General features: G+C 37.0%; 13 protein-coding genes and 1 pseudogene. 6 read left to right on the top strand and 8 right to left on the bottom strand.

Annotated features, from left to right (window positions below; genetic code table 11):
- Window positions 1-24 precede the first annotated feature (24 nt).
- Entirely contained in the window at window positions 25-630 is a 606-nt protein-coding gene (locus tag AC3WVZ_RS23305; protein ID WP_063220423.1) for a CalY family protein, read from the bottom strand.
- 469 nt (window positions 631-1,099) lie between these two features.
- Here AC3WVZ_RS23305 and glgB point away from each other — a divergent pair, with 469 nt between their 5' ends.
- From glgB to glgP, 5 genes are all read left to right on the top strand, one after another.
- The gene (gene glgB, locus AC3WVZ_RS23300; protein WP_233935467.1) at window positions 1,100-3,037 is read left to right on the top strand and encodes a 1,4-alpha-glucan branching protein GlgB; all 1,938 of its coding nucleotides are present in this window, start codon (window positions 1,100-1,102) and stop codon (window positions 3,035-3,037) included.
- Entirely contained in the window at window positions 2,985-4,115 is a 1,131-nt protein-coding gene (gene glgC, locus AC3WVZ_RS23295; protein WP_000057619.1) for a glucose-1-phosphate adenylyltransferase, read from the top strand. Before glgB ends, glgC begins: the two co-directional genes overlap by 53 nt.
- Window positions 4,116-4,133: 18 nt before the next feature.
- The gene (glgD, locus tag AC3WVZ_RS23290; protein ID WP_000504168.1) at window positions 4,134-5,168 is read left to right on the top strand and encodes a glucose-1-phosphate adenylyltransferase subunit GlgD; all 1,035 of its coding nucleotides are present in this window, start codon (window positions 4,134-4,136) and stop codon (window positions 5,166-5,168) included.
- A gap of 113 nt (window positions 5,169-5,281) precedes the next feature.
- Window positions 5,282-6,712 (top strand): glycogen synthase GlgA, encoded by a 1,431-nt coding sequence (glgA, locus tag AC3WVZ_RS23285; RefSeq protein ID WP_233936596.1) that lies wholly within the window; start codon window positions 5,282-5,284, stop codon window positions 6,710-6,712.
- A gap of 18 nt (window positions 6,713-6,730) precedes the next feature.
- On the top strand, window positions 6,731-9,139 hold the full coding sequence (glgP, locus tag AC3WVZ_RS23280) for a glycogen phosphorylase (protein ID WP_065212165.1): 2,409 nt from the start codon (window positions 6,731-6,733) through the stop codon (window positions 9,137-9,139).
- A 183-nt stretch (window positions 9,140-9,322) separates the two neighbouring features.
- Here glgP and AC3WVZ_RS23275 read toward each other — a convergent pair.
- The 5 genes and pseudogenes from AC3WVZ_RS23275 to AC3WVZ_RS23255 form a co-directional block, all read right to left on the bottom strand.
- Window positions 9,323-10,692, bottom strand: a pseudogene (locus AC3WVZ_RS23275) (IS1182-like element ISBth7 family transposase); the annotation flags it as partial.
- A gap of 140 nt (window positions 10,693-10,832) precedes the next feature.
- Window positions 10,833-10,967 (bottom strand): hypothetical protein, encoded by a 135-nt coding sequence (locus AC3WVZ_RS23270; RefSeq protein ID WP_000911075.1) that lies wholly within the window; start codon window positions 10,965-10,967, stop codon window positions 10,833-10,835.
- 76 nt (window positions 10,968-11,043) lie between these two features.
- The gene (locus AC3WVZ_RS23265) at window positions 11,044-11,766 is read right to left on the bottom strand and encodes a lipase family protein (RefSeq protein ID WP_001260111.1); all 723 of its coding nucleotides are present in this window, start codon (window positions 11,764-11,766) and stop codon (window positions 11,044-11,046) included.
- A 337-nt stretch (window positions 11,767-12,103) separates the two neighbouring features.
- Window positions 12,104-12,253, bottom strand: coding sequence for a hypothetical protein (locus tag AC3WVZ_RS23260; protein ID WP_000521639.1), 150 nt, complete (start codon window positions 12,251-12,253; stop codon window positions 12,104-12,106).
- Window positions 12,254-12,467: 214 nt separating this feature from the next.
- Window positions 12,468-13,250: a TIGR00266 family protein gene (locus AC3WVZ_RS23255; RefSeq protein WP_001201257.1), complete on the bottom strand. Its 783-nt coding sequence runs from the start codon at window positions 13,248-13,250 to the stop codon at window positions 12,468-12,470.
- A 391-nt stretch (window positions 13,251-13,641) separates the two neighbouring features.
- On the opposite strand from AC3WVZ_RS23255, the gene cspD reads away from it, so the two are divergent.
- Window positions 13,642-13,842 (top strand): cold-shock protein CspD, encoded by a 201-nt coding sequence (gene cspD / locus AC3WVZ_RS23250; protein WP_001193054.1) that lies wholly within the window; start codon window positions 13,642-13,644, stop codon window positions 13,840-13,842.
- Between the two features lie 44 nt (window positions 13,843-13,886).
- On the opposite strand, the gene AC3WVZ_RS23245 is transcribed toward cspD, so the two are convergent.
- Window positions 13,887-14,618: a yteA family sporulation protein gene (locus tag AC3WVZ_RS23245; protein ID WP_000957396.1), complete on the bottom strand. Its 732-nt coding sequence runs from the start codon at window positions 14,616-14,618 to the stop codon at window positions 13,887-13,889.
- A 109-nt stretch (window positions 14,619-14,727) separates the two neighbouring features.
- Window positions 14,728-15,681: a 1,4-dihydroxy-2-naphthoate polyprenyltransferase gene (locus AC3WVZ_RS23240; protein WP_000425766.1), complete on the bottom strand. Its 954-nt coding sequence runs from the start codon at window positions 15,679-15,681 to the stop codon at window positions 14,728-14,730.
- Window positions 15,682-15,799: the final 118 nt, after the last annotated feature.

Here is a 15,799-nt window from a genome sequence, read left to right as displayed (position 1 = left end):
TCCGGTAATTTATATTTTTAAAAATTATTTCTCCACGCCAGCCGTTTGCTCAGTATGGAATGTCCAGTTTAGCTGCAGGGAATCACCTTGAAATTTATTTTGATCTTGGTCGTTATCTTCAAATGAGAAGAGGACGTGTAAGTAATCTGTTTCACCAGATTTAATACCATCTATTAAGTTATGACGTTCTAGGGACGTAGCGACATCTTCAGGTTTCATAGTTTTTAATTGTGATAGTTTTGTTTCCCACACAATCTCATGATCATCGTTTGGATTAGATGGCTGTCCATCATTTACTAGAAACTTGACGATAATGTGATCACCTAAATCTTCACCGTCATTATTTTGCTTTGCATCTGTAACTTCATATGATGTTTCAAGTGCTACTTTTGCGATATCCAATGTACCTTTATTTTCAAGCTTGAAGTTCCTTTCAATAAAATCACCTGGTTTTAAATCTTTCACATTAACGATTACACTTGGATTAATAGAAAGATCTAGTGTTCCAGCTTGAAATGAGTTACTTGATGTTTCTGAATCACTGAAATAGGCGAATACACCGCCGAATGTAAGGGATAAGCCAAGTGAAGCGGTGATAACTCCCATTCCTACTTTTTGTTTTAATGACATAAGAAAGCCTCCTAGTTAAATTTGTATAGCAACCGTTCGCAACAAGGATAAATAAGTAAACATAGTAGTCCGCTATGAATTGTAGTTACGAAAGAACAATGTTCTTTATTGAGAACAAGTATATGCTTATGAATTTCGCATTTCAATAAAATTGTGACAAAAAATATTGAGAAACATTTTTTTATGACAGATTATTTTGTTTTGATTTTGAGTGGAAAATAGCATGAAAAATAGGATAAACATAATAAAATAAAGGTTGAGAAAAAATAATTGATAAAAATATAGAAGGATAATAAAGCGTTTTCAATGAATATTCGTCAAAATTCGATATTTTACACGGAAATGTGAAGAAAAACTAACGTTTTTAAGAAAAAAACGAATATTTTTTATAAATTAACAAGGATATTGCAGTTTTTCGCAGAAATAGTTAAAGTATAAAAAATTCTGTCATCTAAGTGAGGTGAGCATATTGAGTGTAATAAATTGTGAAGAAGTGAAACGAGATGAGTTTCATACAGAAAAGTACTATGAAAGTTATAACATCTTTGGCGCACATGTTGTGACGGAAGATGAGATTCAAGGGGTACGATTTACAGTGTGGGCTCCTCATGCGAAAGCAATGAGTGTTGTTGGAGATTTTAATGAGTGGGATTATGAGCAACATAAAATGCTACAAGTGACAGAAGAAGGCATTTGGTCCTTGTTTATACCGCATATTGAAGAAGGAGAAATATATAAATATGCGATTGAAACGTTGGCTGGTGACGTCATTTTAAAGGCAGATCCGTATGCTGTATATGCAGAAGTAAGACCGAATACGGCATCTGTAGTTTTTGATATAAAGGGATATGAATGGAATGATAAAAACTGGACTCGTAAGAAAAAGAAAAAATCGATTTATAAAGAAGCGATGACAGTTTATGAATTGCATTTTGGTTCTTGGAAAAAGAAAGAAGATGGAACACTGTATTCTTACAGGGAAATGGTAGAAGAACTCATTCCATATGTGGTGGAACATCAATTTACACATATTGAAATTATGCCGCTTGTTGAGCATCCATATGATCGTTCTTGGGGATATCAAGGAACGGGATATTATGCAGCGACGAGTAGATTTGGTACACCGCATGATTTAATGTATTTTGTCGACGAATGTCATAAATATGGAATCGGTGTCATTTTAGATTGGGTGCCGGGGCATTTTTGTAAAGATGCTCACGGTTTATATTTGTTTGATGGCACACCGACCTATGAATATAAAGATAAAGATGTACAAGAAAATCCAGTATGGGGAACTGTCAATTTTGATTTAGGAAAGAGAGAGGTACGTAATTTCTTAATTTCAAATGCGTTATTTTGGATGAGATATTTCCATATTGATGGTTTCAGAGTAGATGCAGTTGCGAACATGTTGTACTGGAATAAAGAAGGACAAGAGCAAAGTAATGAGCATGCTGTTTCATTTTTAAGAGAGTTGAATGAAGCAGTGTTTGCAGAGGATGAAGATTTTCTTATGACGGCAGAAGATTCAACAGCTTGGCCACTTGTAACAACTCCAACGTATGAAGGTGGGCTTGGATTCAATTACAAATGGAACATGGGCTGGATGAATGACGTGCTGAAATATATGGAGTGTGCGCCTGAATATAGGAAACACATTCATGAGAAAATGACGTTTTCTTTGCTATATGCGTACTCTGAAAACTTCATATTACCGCTTTCTCATGATGAAGTCGTTCATGGGAAAAAGTCGTTATTAAATAAAATGCCAGGTGATTACTGGGATAAGTTTGCTCAGCTTCGTTTATTATATGGATATTTCTTTACTCACCCAGGAAAGAAATTACTTTTCATGGGAGGGGAATTCGGACAGTTTGATGAGTGGAAAGACCTTGAAGATTTAGATTGGAATTTACATGATTTTGAAATGCATCGTTATATGCATGATTACTTTAAAGAGCTCATAGCATTGTATAAGCGCTCAAAACCACTTTGGCAGCTGGATCATTCGCCTGAAGGTTTTCAGTGGATTGATGCTAATAATAACGAGCAAAGTATTTTCTCGTTTATCCGCCAAGGGGATAAACAAGAGGATGCGTTAGTTATCGTATGTAATTTTACGAAAGCTACATATGAAAACTATAAAGTAGGTGTACCAGATTTCGAGTATTATAACGAGATTTTAAACAGTGATGCACAGCAATATGGCGGTTCGGGGCAAGTGAATAAGAAACGTCTTAAGACGATTCTAGAACTGTACCATAATCAAGCAGCACATGTAGAGATTACAATTCCACCATTTGGCGTATCCATATTACGACCAGTGAAGACGAGAAAGGGGAGCAAAAAACAAGATGGCTCAAAAACAAAAGTGCGTAGCAATGTTACTAGCAGGGGGAAAAGGTAGTCGATTAAGTGCATTAACAAAAAATTTAGCCAAGCCAGCTGTTCCATTTGGTGGTAAATATCGCATTATTGATTTTACGCTAAGTAACTGCGCAAATTCTGGTATTGAAACGGTTGGGATTTTAACGCAATATCAACCACTAGAACTTCATAATTATATCGGAATCGGCAATGCATGGGATTTAGACCGAGTAAGCGGTGGAGTCACAGTATTACCTCCTTATGCGGAGTCTTCAGGTGTGAAGTGGTACACAGGTACGGCAAGTGCCATTTATCAAAACTTAAACTATTTAAGTCAATATGAACCAGAGTATGTTCTTATTTTATCAGGCGACCATATTTATAAAATGGATTACAGTAAGATGCTAGATTACCATATTGAGAAAGAATCGGACGTATCCATTTCTGTTATTGAAGTACCTTGGGATGAAGCGAGTCGCTTTGGCATTATGAATACAAATGAAGAAATGGAGATTGTTGAGTTTGAAGAGAAACCACAATTTCCAAGAAGTAATCTTGCATCAATGGGAATCTATATTTTTAATTGGTCAATTTTGAAAGAGTATTTAGAGATGGATGCAAGAAACCCTGAATCTAGTAACGATTTCGGAAAAGACGTACTTCCGCTTTTATTGGATGAAGGGAAGAAGTTAATGGCGTATCCGTTTGAAGGATATTGGAAAGATGTTGGAACGGTGAAGAGCTTATGGGAAGCGAATATGGATTTGCTTCGCGATGAAACATCACTGAATTTAAACGATCGTAATTGGCGTATTTACTCTGTCAATCCAAACGAACCGCCTCAATATATTGCTGAAAAGGCGAAAGTAGAAGAATCGCTTATTAACGAAGGATGCGTCATTGAAGGGGACGTGAAGCATTCTGTGTTATTCCAAGGAGTGACGGTGGAAGAAGGAAGTATGGTGATTGATTCTGTCGTTATGCCAGGGGCTAAGATTGGTAAAAATGTTGTGATTGAAAGAGCGATTGTTGGATCAGAAATGGTTATCGAAGATGGAACAATCATTCGTCCAGAAAAGAATGTTGACGATGTAGTATTAATTGCTGAAGGGAAATAGAAAAGGGGGATGAAATGAATGGGAGAAAAAATGTTAGGAATTATTAATGCAACGGGAAGTTTTCCTTCCTTAAAGAAAGTAACAGGGCATCGTTCACTAGCGGCGTTACCGTTTGGGGGCCGTTATCGACTCATTGATTTCATGCTTTCAAATATGGTGAATTCTAGTATTCATAGTGTGGCAGTTTTTACAAGCCATAAAAATCGTTCGTTAATGGACCATGTTGGTTCAGGAAAACAGTGGGATTTAGATAGAAAACGAGACGGACTATTTTTATTCCCGCCAAACTGCCAATGTGACCAAGATGAATTTGGGTCTTTTGCACACTTTAGAAGACATATTGATTATTTTCTAAGAAGCAGAGAAGAGTACGTTGTTATTACGAATAGCCATCTCGTAACAGCATTAAATTTTCAAGCGGTGTTAGAGCGACATATACATACGGCAGCTGATATTACAGAAGTTTGCCATGAAGGGGTTTCGCTTCAAACATACGTGTTAAAGAAACAATTATTGTTAGACTTATTTGAGTCATATAAAGGTGTGGAACAATACAGTTTATTTGATGTAGTGAGAGAAAAGCGCGGGAAATCATTACACATTGCTACATATGAACATACTGGATATGTAGCAATTATTGACTCGATTGAAAGTTACTATAAACATAGCTTAGAAATTTTGCAACCTGCTATTTGGAAGCAATTATTTAAGAAAGAAGCACCGATCTTTACGAAAGTAAAAGATGAGCCACCAACTCGTTATTTAAAGGGTGCAGTCGTGAAAAATACAATGATTGCAAATGGCAGTATTATTGAAGGGGAAGTCGAAAACAGTGTTGTTTCCCGTTCGGTTAAAATTGGAAAAGGTTCAATTATTCGTAACAGTATTATTATGCAAAAGAGCCAAATTGGAGATAACTGTATAATAGACGGTGTTATTATTGATAAAGACGTGAAAATTGGCGACGGTGTCGTATTAAAAGGAAGCGCCGATGAGCCGTATGTTGTAGAAAAAGGAAGCGTACAAAACAGTACGATTAATAGTTATTCCTAAAGAATCAGTGGGGGCTTTTTCCTCCACTGATTAAAGTTTTAATTTAAATGAAAACTCGAAGGGAGGAAGCTGCAAGAGGAGTAATAAAAACTTTTCGCGCAGTGGGACAACAAGTGAATATTTTATTTGCAGTATCAGAATGTGTACCGTTTGTGAAATCGGGAGGATTAGCTGATGTAGCGGGTGCGCTCCCAAAAGAGCTAAAAAAATTAGGAGTGGACGTTCGTATTATACTTCCGAATTATAGTCTCATTCCGCAAAAGTTAAGAGATGGATGTACGTTACATAAAGTAATTAACGTCCCTCTTGGGTGGAGAAATCAATATTGTGGAATTTTAAAAGGTGAGCAAGACGGAATTACGTATTACTTAATAGATAATGAATATTATTTTAAGAGAGATTCTCTGTATGGTCATTACGATGACGGAGAGCGTTTTTCTTATTTCTCAAAAGTGGTGTTAGAGTGTATTCCGCACCTTGATTTTGAAGTGGATGTTCTTCATAGCCACGATTGGCATACGGCTATGGTTAATTTCTTACTTCGTGAAAAGTATCAAGATAACCCGTTATATGAGCGTATTAAAACGGTATATACAATTCATAACTTGCAGTTCCAAGGAGTATTTCCTCCTGAAGTGATGTACGACTTGTTAGAGCTTGGTGATGAATATTTTCATAGTGAGCAGCTAGAGTTTTATGGAAACGTAAACTTTATGAAAGGCGGTATTATTGCTTCGGATCAAATTACAGCGGTGAGCCCGACGTATAAGGAAGAAATTCAATATGAATTTTTCGGTGAGAAGTTAGATGGATTACTGCGAAAATATAATGATAAGCTTAGCGGCATTGTAAATGGTATTGATACGAGCGTATATAATCCAGAAACGGATTCGTATATTAAGGCCCAGTATGATGCAGATTCATTATATGAAAAGAGTGAAAATAAACGCGCCTTGCAGCGTTATTTTGGTTTGCCAGAAAAAGAGGATACACCCATTATTTCAATGGTAACGAGATTAACGAAGCAAAAAGGTCTTGATTTAGTACGTACTGTATTCCGCGAAATAATGGAAGAAGATGTACAATGTATTATTTTAGGTTCAGGTGATTCGGAATATGAGCAATTCTTTGAGTGGATGGCATATGAGTATCCGGAGAAGGTAAAAGTTTATATCGGATTTAATGAAGAATTAGCTCACCAAGTGTATGCGGGAAGCGATTTGTTTTTAATGCCATCGCTGTTTGAACCGTGTGGACTTGGACAACTTATCGCATTAGCATACGGTACGATTCCAATTGTAAGAGAAACAGGTGGGTTAAACGACACGGTACATTCTTATGATGAAGAAACTGGAGAAGGAAATGGTTTCAGTTTCACGAATTTTAATGCACATGACATGCTGCATACGATTCATCGTGCAATTGAATTCTATCATGATAAACCAGTGTGGGAGCAGCTTGTAAAACAAGCGATGACTGAAGATTATAGCTGGGAGCAATCGGCTCTTGCTTATAAGGAATTGTATAAAAGTCTCATGGAATAACATGTAGGTGGTGAAAAAATGTTTACTCATGTTGAAAGTTTTAAATCAACTTTTCTAGAAAAGTTAGAGACGATGTATGGTAAAAGTTTTAAAGATTCTACAACTCGTGATCAATATAATACACTCGGCCATATGGTACGTGAGTATATGAATAGTCAATGGATTGCAACGAACGAGAGTTATCGATCCGGAGAGCAAAAGCAAATGTATTACTTGTCTATTGAGTTTTTGCTTGGACGTTTGCTTGGAAGTAACATCTTGAATTTAGGTATTCGAGATGTATGCGAGCAGGGGTTATCTGAACTAGGGATTTCGTTACAAGAGTTAGAAGAAGTGGAAGCAGATGCAGGCCTTGGTAATGGTGGGCTTGGACGCTTAGCAGCCTGTTTTCTCGATTCACTCGCATCTTTAAACTTACCAGGACACGGCTGTGGAATTCGTTATAAACATGGTTTGTTTGATCAGAAAATTGTTGATGGTTATCAAGTTGAATTTCCAGAACAGTGGCTTCTTCATGAAAACGTATGGGAAGTAAGAAGGTATGATCAAGCTGTAGAAGTAAGTTATTTCGGCAGTGTTGAACCGCTAGAAATTGACGGGCGTTTAGAGTTTAGGCATACAAATGCAGAAGTCATTATGGCCGTGCCATATGATGTGCCGGTAGTTGGCTATGAGACGAGTACTGTAAATACACTTAGACTTTGGAATGCTGAACCAGTTCCTTTCCCGCAAAACTGCAAAGATATTTTGAAATATAAGCGTGAAACAGAGGCTGTATCGGAGTTTTTATATCCAGATGATACGCATGATGAGGGAAAAATACTTCGTTTAAAACAACAGTATTTCCTCGTATCAGCAAGTTTGCAAAATATCGTTCGAATGCATAGAGAAAGATATGGTGACCTTCGTCAACTACATGAAAAAATTGCGATCCACATTAACGATACACATCCGGTTTTAGCAATTCCGGAACTGATGCGTATTTTACTAGACGAAGAAAAGTTAGCATGGGAAGAAGCTTGGCACATAACGACGCAGACGATTTCTTATACGAATCATACGACGTTATCAGAAGCGCTCGAAAAGTGGCCAATTCACATTTTTAAACCGTTATTACCGAGAATTTATATGATTATTGAAGAGATTAATGAACGTTTCTGTCATGAACTGTGGGAACAGTATCCGTATGAGTGGGATCGTATTGAAGCAATGGCGATTATTGCACATGACCTTGTGAAAATGGCTCATTTAGCGATTGTCGGTAGCCATAGCGTAAACGGTGTAGCAAAAATTCATACGGAAATATTAAAGCAGCGGGAAATGCGATTGTTTTATGAATTTTATCCAGATAAGTTTAATAATAAGACGAATGGAATTGCTCATAGGCGCTGGCTTATGAAAGCAAATCCACAGTTAACAAATCTCATTTCAGAGGCGATTGGAACGGAGTGGAAGAAAGAACCGATTAAGCTTCAAGAGCTACAATTAGTTCAATATGATGCGAGTTTCCAAGAGAAATTTGCAGAGGTAAAACAAGAGCGTAAAGAGATTTTAGCGGAGCGTATTCATAATACAATGGGGATTACCATTGATCCAAATTCTATTTTTGATGTGCAAGTGAAAAGATTACATGCTTATAAACGACAATTATTAAATGTTCTTCATATTTTATATTTGTATAACCGTTTGAAAGAGGATGCTAGTTTTACATTTTATCCGCGTACTTTTATTTTTGGAGCGAAAGCATCACCTGGCTATTATTACGCGAAAAAAATTATTAAATTAATAAATGAACTCGCAAGAAAAGTAAATAATGACCCGTATGTCAGTCAATATATGAAAGTTATCTTTCTAGAAAACTATCGAGTTTCTTTAGCTGAAGATATATTCCCAGCAGCGGATGTAAGTGAACAAATTTCAACGGCGAGTAAAGAAGCATCGGGAACAGGTAATATGAAATTTATGATGAATGGTGCGATTACACTCGGAACGCTAGACGGTGCTAACGTTGAAATAAAAGACCGGGTCGGTGAGGATAACTGTTTTATTTTCGGTTTAACGGCCGAAGAGGTTCTTCATTACTATCAAAATGGTGGGTATCGTGCAAGTGATTATTATCACCACAATAGGCACATTAAAAAAATAGTTGATCAATTAACAAATGGTTTCTTTGCACAATCGGGAGCTGAATTTGAAGCAATTTACGATTCTCTCGTTATTCAAAACGATGAATATTTCGTTCTGCGAGATTTTGGTCCGTATGCTGAAAGACAAGAAGCTGTTGGTAGAGCTTATGAGAACCGAACGAAGTGGCTAGAAATGTCTATTTTAAATATTGCACAGTCTGGTCATTTTGCGAGCGATCGAACGATTTTGCAGTACAGTAATGAAATTTGGGGTATCGGTAATGCAGTTAAACAGTTTTAAAGAGGTTGCTATATTGGGAGATATATTATCGATTTACCAACAAAATGGATATTAATAAATAAAACGAGCTTAATAAAATTAAGCTCGTTTTCAGAGTGTTGGGAAACCCTTTAGGGTTCCCAACACTCTGGAATCTTTTTTGATTTTAGCGAATAAAAACAACATAAAATAATAGAATTTTAAAAAATAGCCCTCCACCTGACCCTTTTTGGTCAGGTGGAGGGCTATTTTTTTCATGTTTTGACAAGCTGCGGTGAGATAAGCTTGCATTTGGACAGACTTCAGCCCTCGAAACCGGGCATAGCGGTAGCCATGTAGTTCTTTGGCGTCTGCAAAGCTTCGCTCTATAGTGGAACAGCGTACTTTATACAACCTTTTCCCTGTAGCTGTTAGCTTGTTTTTTCTAGCAATATCCTTATATTTCTCCCACACATGATGAGTGATAACTTTTTGTTTTTGTTTCTTTGAAAAGCACACCTCACGTAACGGACAAACAGCGCAGTCTTCTGGATTCGATTTGTATTGACGGTATCCTTCACGATCAGTTGTTACATATTCTAGAATACATCCCATCGGACAAGCGAAAACATTCATTTCTTCTACATATTTAAATTGGCTTTTCGGTACTTCTTTATTCCGTTTTCCAAATCGGCGATACCCCATCACCATAAATATATTCCGTTCTGATAGTTTCTTACAGATATATCCTGTAAAATAGCCAGCATCAAGGGCAACAGCTTCTACTTTGAAGTCGAATTTATCAATCTGAGCTTGGAGGCGTGCTAAATACGGCTCGGAATCTGCCATATTTCCAGCCGTTACATAGGTATCTGTAATAATATTGTACTTCGCATCAGTCGTACGATGATCCAAGAAATGAAAACCATTTGGTTTTCCATCTCTCATTAAAAATCCACTATCTGGATCCGTTGTACTTATACGAGTTTTTTTGGTAGGGGTATCACTTTCCTTTCTAGGTTTTAATTCTTTTTTCCATGTACCTCACGATCTTCGATTACCGCAGCTTCTAGCTCGTCTATATAAAACTTTGCTTTTTCTTTTTTATATTTATGTACAAATTTATTTTTATTGGCATTGGCCTTAATATGTGTAGAATCTGTCATCAGTGCACGTCCTCCTACCATCCGGTGCTCCGTCGCTTGTCTCACAATCTCATCAAAAATTTCTTCGAAAATATTTGTATGAATAAAACGAGTACGACGATTCCAACTGATTGTAGAGTGATCCGGAATAGTATCCGATAGAGAAAACCCTAAAAACCAACGGTAGGCAATATTCGTTTTAATTTCCTTTTCCAATTGACGCTCAGAACGAATACCGTAAAAATATCCAATAAACATCATCTTAAATAAAACAATAGGATGAATGGACGGGCGTCCATTGTTTTCACAGTAATAAGGGCGTAACTTCTCTTCAATAAAATCAAAACTAATTGTCGCTTCAATTGCACGAAGGAAATGATCTTGTGGAACCAACTCTTCTACAGAAACAGATACACGCTCATCACGATGATTTTTTAAAGCACCCATCATAAAAAATCTCTCCTTTTCCTCTTTTTTATCAGTGTTGACACATAAAAAGAGGTTCAGACACAAAAACAGGCTGTGGAGAAGACTTTCTCCACAGCCTGAAAACGAGCTTAATAAAATTAAGCTCGTTTTATTTATTTTGCTTAAGAAAGAAATGGAACAGTGGTATATATGATACCTGCCCCATCATACTCTCCTGTCGCAAAGTATGAAAATGTAAAGAAACCTGTAACCGTAAAAATTACAATAAGAAAAAGTGCGAAGATAAATTTTAACATGTAAGGTCCCCTCATCCAAAAATAACTTCATACATTATTATAGTATACGAATATTTTATTTCCAATTGTTTACTGGTTAAAAATGAGAAGTCAGACATGTTTTGTATGTTGTAATGGAATGATTATTTGTAATGGATTTTGTGTTTTTTGTAAATGTCATGTTGTGATGGACGTGTGCATACTCCCAATCATGATCATTAAAATTTATGTTTCGGGGAGGGAGAAGTGGGACGACATCGAACAAGTTGACGAAACGAAAGCTACTAGCTACTTGTAGTTTATAATAATTTCGAAAAGCGATATCTCCTACTTTTGGAGAAGCGAATGTATAAAGTCCATACTGTGCGAAGGCAGTATTTATACGTGCATCTAATATGTGTAATGTGGCAAGCGCGCCACCTAGACTATGCCCAGTAGCTAGCAGTTTTTTATGTGCTGGCAATGATACGAGCATATCCATAATAGAATCACGACAAGACTCATAAATAGAGAGAAAACCGTTATGGACATTTCCGCCATTTAAAGCATAAGGATAAGGTTTTTGATTGACGAGAGAATCAATAATCCAATCTGGATCTGTTTGAGTGCCTCTGAAGGCAACAATAATTGTATCCTCAGATTCTAATATAAATCCGAACCATTCTGTTGTTTGAATGGCCTTTCCTTGAAACCCTTGTACATATTGAAAACCATCTGGTATTTCGAAAATGCCATTTTGTTTATATTGTTCATACGTTAACTCACAACAAGAAGCTAACAGTATGGCAGTGTCTTTATCAAAGGATAAAGGAGTACGCATTAAGGAAGCCCTCCTTAAGAAAAAGTATAGTTTAATATATGCAGTGAGGAACTTGATTCATTCTTTTGGAGGTGGGGAATAGCTTGTATCGCTTATCTAAATCAGTGGAGGAAATTATAAGGTCAAAATAAAACAGTGCCTGATAAGGGCACTGTTTACTCTTTTTCATCTCAAGGAATCGGCTTTTTTAGTTATTCTTAATGAACTGACGCATGCGTTAGTTGCATAAGTAAGAGGTTTGAAAAAATAGCCTGTATATATTTGAACGATGAATAACTTACCTATTTTCTTGTGTTTGTTTACACTATATACAGAAAAATTTGAAAAACAAAACGTATTATTTATCTGTTTGTTTTTGCTTCTTTTTCAAATACTCCGTACGCAATTTTTCAAGTTGTTGCTTTTTATCAAATTTGGCAGGTTTCTGTTTTTCATGGAACTTTGCCACAGCTACCTGACTTTTGGAATCCAATTGATATTTTCCCACTTTGTTCACCTACTTTTCTTGTCTCTAAAGAGAATCTATTCAACAAATATAATATACCTTATTTTCCTGAAGTAAACCTTATTACTTTATTTTAACTGCTTTTTCTCGTTTGTAGACGTAAATTAAAACACCCTTTCACTGCATTACTGCAAGCAAGGGTGTTTTAATTTTATTATTTTATTAGTTGATGGCCATGCCTACATAAGGGCACAGTTTACTCTTTCCCATCTAATAAACGACCAAGTCCACCTAATACACTACCTTCGCCAGTACTTTGCGCTGCTGGGCTTGTAAGACGTGCTGCTAAGCGGCTAAGTGTTAAGGACTGAATCCAAACTGTTCCAGGACCTTCTAATGTTGCGAAGAATAAACCCTCGCCGCCAAATAGAGCTGTTTTTACTTTACCAACGAACTCGACATCATAGTTAATGTCTTTTGTCATAGCAACGAGACAACCTGTATCAATGCGAAGTTTCTCACCAGGTTTTAATTCACGTTTATATACAGTTCCACCTGCGTGCATGAAAGCAAGGCCATCACCTTCAAGTTTCTGCATGATGAAACCTTCACCACCGAAGAAACCAGTTCCTATTTTTTTCGTAAATTCAATTCCGATGGAAACACCTTTTGCGGCACAAAGAAAGGCATCTTTTTGACAAACTACTTTTCCTTGATACTCTGTTAAATCTACAGGAATAATTTTACCAGGATAAGGAGCAGCAAATGAGACGTGGCGCTTGCCGTGACCTGTATTTGTAAATACAGTCATAAACATACTTTCGCCTGTAACGAGACGTTTACCAGCGCCCATTAATTTTCCGAATAAACCTCCAGATGGGCCAGAACCATCACCGAAGATTGTTTCCATTTCTATGTAATCTTCCATCATCATCATTGCGCCAGCTTCTGCAATCACGCTCTCTTCTGGATCTAACTCAATTTCAACAAACTGCATATCATCGCCATATAACTTATACTCGATTTCGTGTGCTCTCATTTTTTTCACCTCGTATGTAATAGATACTTATATTGTACAGAATTTAATAGGATTAGAATACTTTAGTTTTGTTAATTTTCAAATAAAGTGGAACCAGCCAAAACTGATTATCAGCTCCCGCCAATCAAGCTGTCCACAAATGGCGGGATAATATATGAATATGGAAATTCAACATTATATTAAAATTATAAAAAAATGGTGGAATGAAAGTGTTCTCATTTGACGTTTTGGATATAGCGTGATATAGTGAAATCACTATTGAGCTACATAATGTGGTACGGAAATAAAGCACGTTGAATTAAAGGCTGTAAGCTTGTTATACATTCATGTCCTTTATATCCACCTTTTCATGTGGATTCATAGTTTCATTTTTATTTAGGAGGTACATGACATGCAAACAGGTAAAGTTAAATGGTTCAACAGCGAAAAAGGTTTCGGTTTCATCGAAGTTGAAGGTGGAGACGATGTATTCGTTCACTTCTCAGCTATCCAAGGTGACGGATTCAAAACTTTAGAAGAAGGTCAAGAAGTTTCTTTCGAAATCGTTGAAGGTAACCGTGGACCACAAGCTGCTAACGTTACAAAAAACTAATTAGCTAGCGATAAAAAGCATTCCGATTTTCGGAATGCTTTTTTTTATTCTTTGGAACTAGATTCATTTGAAGATAATTCACCTTTGAAGGTACGTTCTTCAAAATCATCAAGCATTTGTTCATATTCTTCATGCTCTTCTGTAGCGAAAACTTGTGGGTTTTTCCCGTACATATCCGTACCGATAAAGTTTTCAAAATCCTCCACGTAGCCTACGTTTTCTTCACTATTTACATACATGCCATTATAGTTTTTTGAATCTTGTCTTTCTAAATCAGACGGCGTTTCAGATGTTCCATAATTTGCGACATCTTGCCACGCATCTTCCGCATCGTACTCAACAGAATTGTCCTCATCATGCTTGTGGAAAGAAGGAGACAACACTTCTTCTTCAACTGGTCGTGTATTCATATTTAACTTATTTGTCGCGTGCTGGATGCATGTTGTAGCAGTCGGCATTGCTTCCAATCTTTCAAATGGAATCTCTTCGCCAGACACTTCGCAAATGCCGTACGTACCCGCTTCTATTTTTTGCAAGGCATGTTTCGTGTCCTCAAGCTGTTTATGCCAAAGTTCAATAAGCCCGAAGTCTTTTTCCCGTTCATATAGCTCTGTAGCCATATCACCTGGATGGTTGTCATAGCTAGACAGTTCTCCTACTGAGTCACGTTCAGAAGCACGATCTGTATTTTCATGAGTTTGTATCGTTTGCTCTAGTTCTTGTTTTTGTTTTTCTAAAATGGATTTAAATTGACCTACTTGTTGTGGAGTTAACATAGTCGTCCACCTTCCTACAATTCAGTTTCTTTACATAGTATGAGCGTTGAGAGTAGGAATTATGAGATGAATTTTAGATATGAAAAAGGAGCCGCATAAGCAGCTCCTTTTATAGAAAGTATCCAAGTAATAATCCGATTCCCATTAGGAAACCGAAGATTGTATTTGTTTTTGCTGTTGCAATCATCGCAGGTACCATTTCCATCGGAATGCTTTTGCCGATAAAGCCTTTCGTCGCTTTAAATGCTTTCGGCGCACTTAAAAATACGATAAGCATCCATGGTGATACGATGCCCACGATAATTAAAGCAATTGTCCAAATGTAGGAAACGATGAACATCGAAGCAAGTACACCAACCGCTCGCTCGCGTCCAACGAGAATTGCTAGCGTTTTACGACCGTTTTCTTTATCGCCATCCAAGTCACGAATATTATTGGCTAGTAAAATGGCACCAATTAAAATGGAGCTTGGAATAGATAGTAAAATGACTTCTGATGTTACAGTTCCAGTTTGAATAAAGAATGAAATCCCAATAATAATGACACCCATAAATAATCCGGCTGTCAACTCTCCAAATGGTGTATATGCAATTGGAAGTGGGCCACCTGTATAAAGGTAAGCAACGGCCATACAAACAAGACCGATTGCAGCAAGCCACCAGCTAGAATTTATACAAATATAAACACCTAATAGTATTGCGATGCCGAAAAATCCAAATGCTAAGTTAAGCACTGTTTTTGGCTGAATGCCATCGCGAACGATAGCGCCGCCGATACCAACTGAACCTTCGTGATCGAGTCCTCTTTTATAATCAAAGTATTCATTAAACATGTTTGTTGCTGCTTGAATGAGAAGACAAGCAAGAAGCATCATAAGGAAAAGAGGAAGATGTATTTGATTTATACCTCCGACCTGCATCGAATATGCTGTTCCGATGAAAACAGGTACGAAAGCGGCTGTTAATGTATGGGGACGTAGTAAACTCCACCAGATGCGCCAGCCTGTTTGCTTACTTGGCTTTGGCGCCGTAGGAGAGGAATTCGTTTTGACGTTCATTTCCATGTTGAATCCTCCTTTGGTCACATATTGTACACAACTAAGTGTAGAAAAAGCATCATTTAGTGTCAACGTTTATTTTCTAGGAAGAGAAGGTGAATTTCTCAGAAATGCTAAACGTTGA

The organism is Bacillus sp. CPT56D-587-MTF (genome assembly GCF_058792335.1).
Note: the sequence above shows the minus strand (reverse complement) of the source record. Positions and strands in the feature narration are given on the sequence as shown.

Excerpts from the sequence above, each read along its gene's own strand:
- glgC (WP_000057619.1), top strand. The coding sequence starts at position 2,985 with ATGGCTCAAAAACAAAAGTGCGTAGCAATGTTACTAGCAGGGGGAAAA.
- AC3WVZ_RS23240 (WP_000425766.1), bottom strand. The coding sequence starts at position 15,681 with ATGGAAATGAACGTCAAAACGAATTCCTCTCCTACGGCGCCAAAGCCA.
- AC3WVZ_RS23305 (WP_063220423.1), bottom strand. The coding sequence starts at position 630 with ATGTCATTAAAACAAAAAGTAGGAATGGGAGTTATCACCGCTTCACTT.
- glgP (WP_065212165.1), top strand. The coding sequence starts at position 6,731 with ATGTTTACTCATGTTGAAAGTTTTAAATCAACTTTTCTAGAAAAGTTA.
- AC3WVZ_RS23270 (WP_000911075.1), bottom strand. The coding sequence starts at position 10,967 with ATGTTAAAATTTATCTTCGCACTTTTTCTTATTGTAATTTTTACGGTT.
- AC3WVZ_RS23255 (WP_001201257.1), bottom strand. The coding sequence starts at position 13,250 with ATGAGAGCACACGAAATCGAGTATAAGTTATATGGCGATGATATGCAG.
- AC3WVZ_RS23245 (WP_000957396.1), bottom strand. The coding sequence starts at position 14,618 with ATGTTAACTCCACAACAAGTAGGTCAATTTAAATCCATTTTAGAAAAA.
- AC3WVZ_RS23265 (WP_001260111.1), bottom strand. The coding sequence starts at position 11,766 with ATGCGTACTCCTTTATCCTTTGATAAAGACACTGCCATACTGTTAGCT.
- glgD (WP_000504168.1), top strand. The coding sequence starts at position 4,134 with ATGGGAGAAAAAATGTTAGGAATTATTAATGCAACGGGAAGTTTTCCT.
- cspD (WP_001193054.1), top strand. The coding sequence starts at position 13,642 with ATGCAAACAGGTAAAGTTAAATGGTTCAACAGCGAAAAAGGTTTCGGT.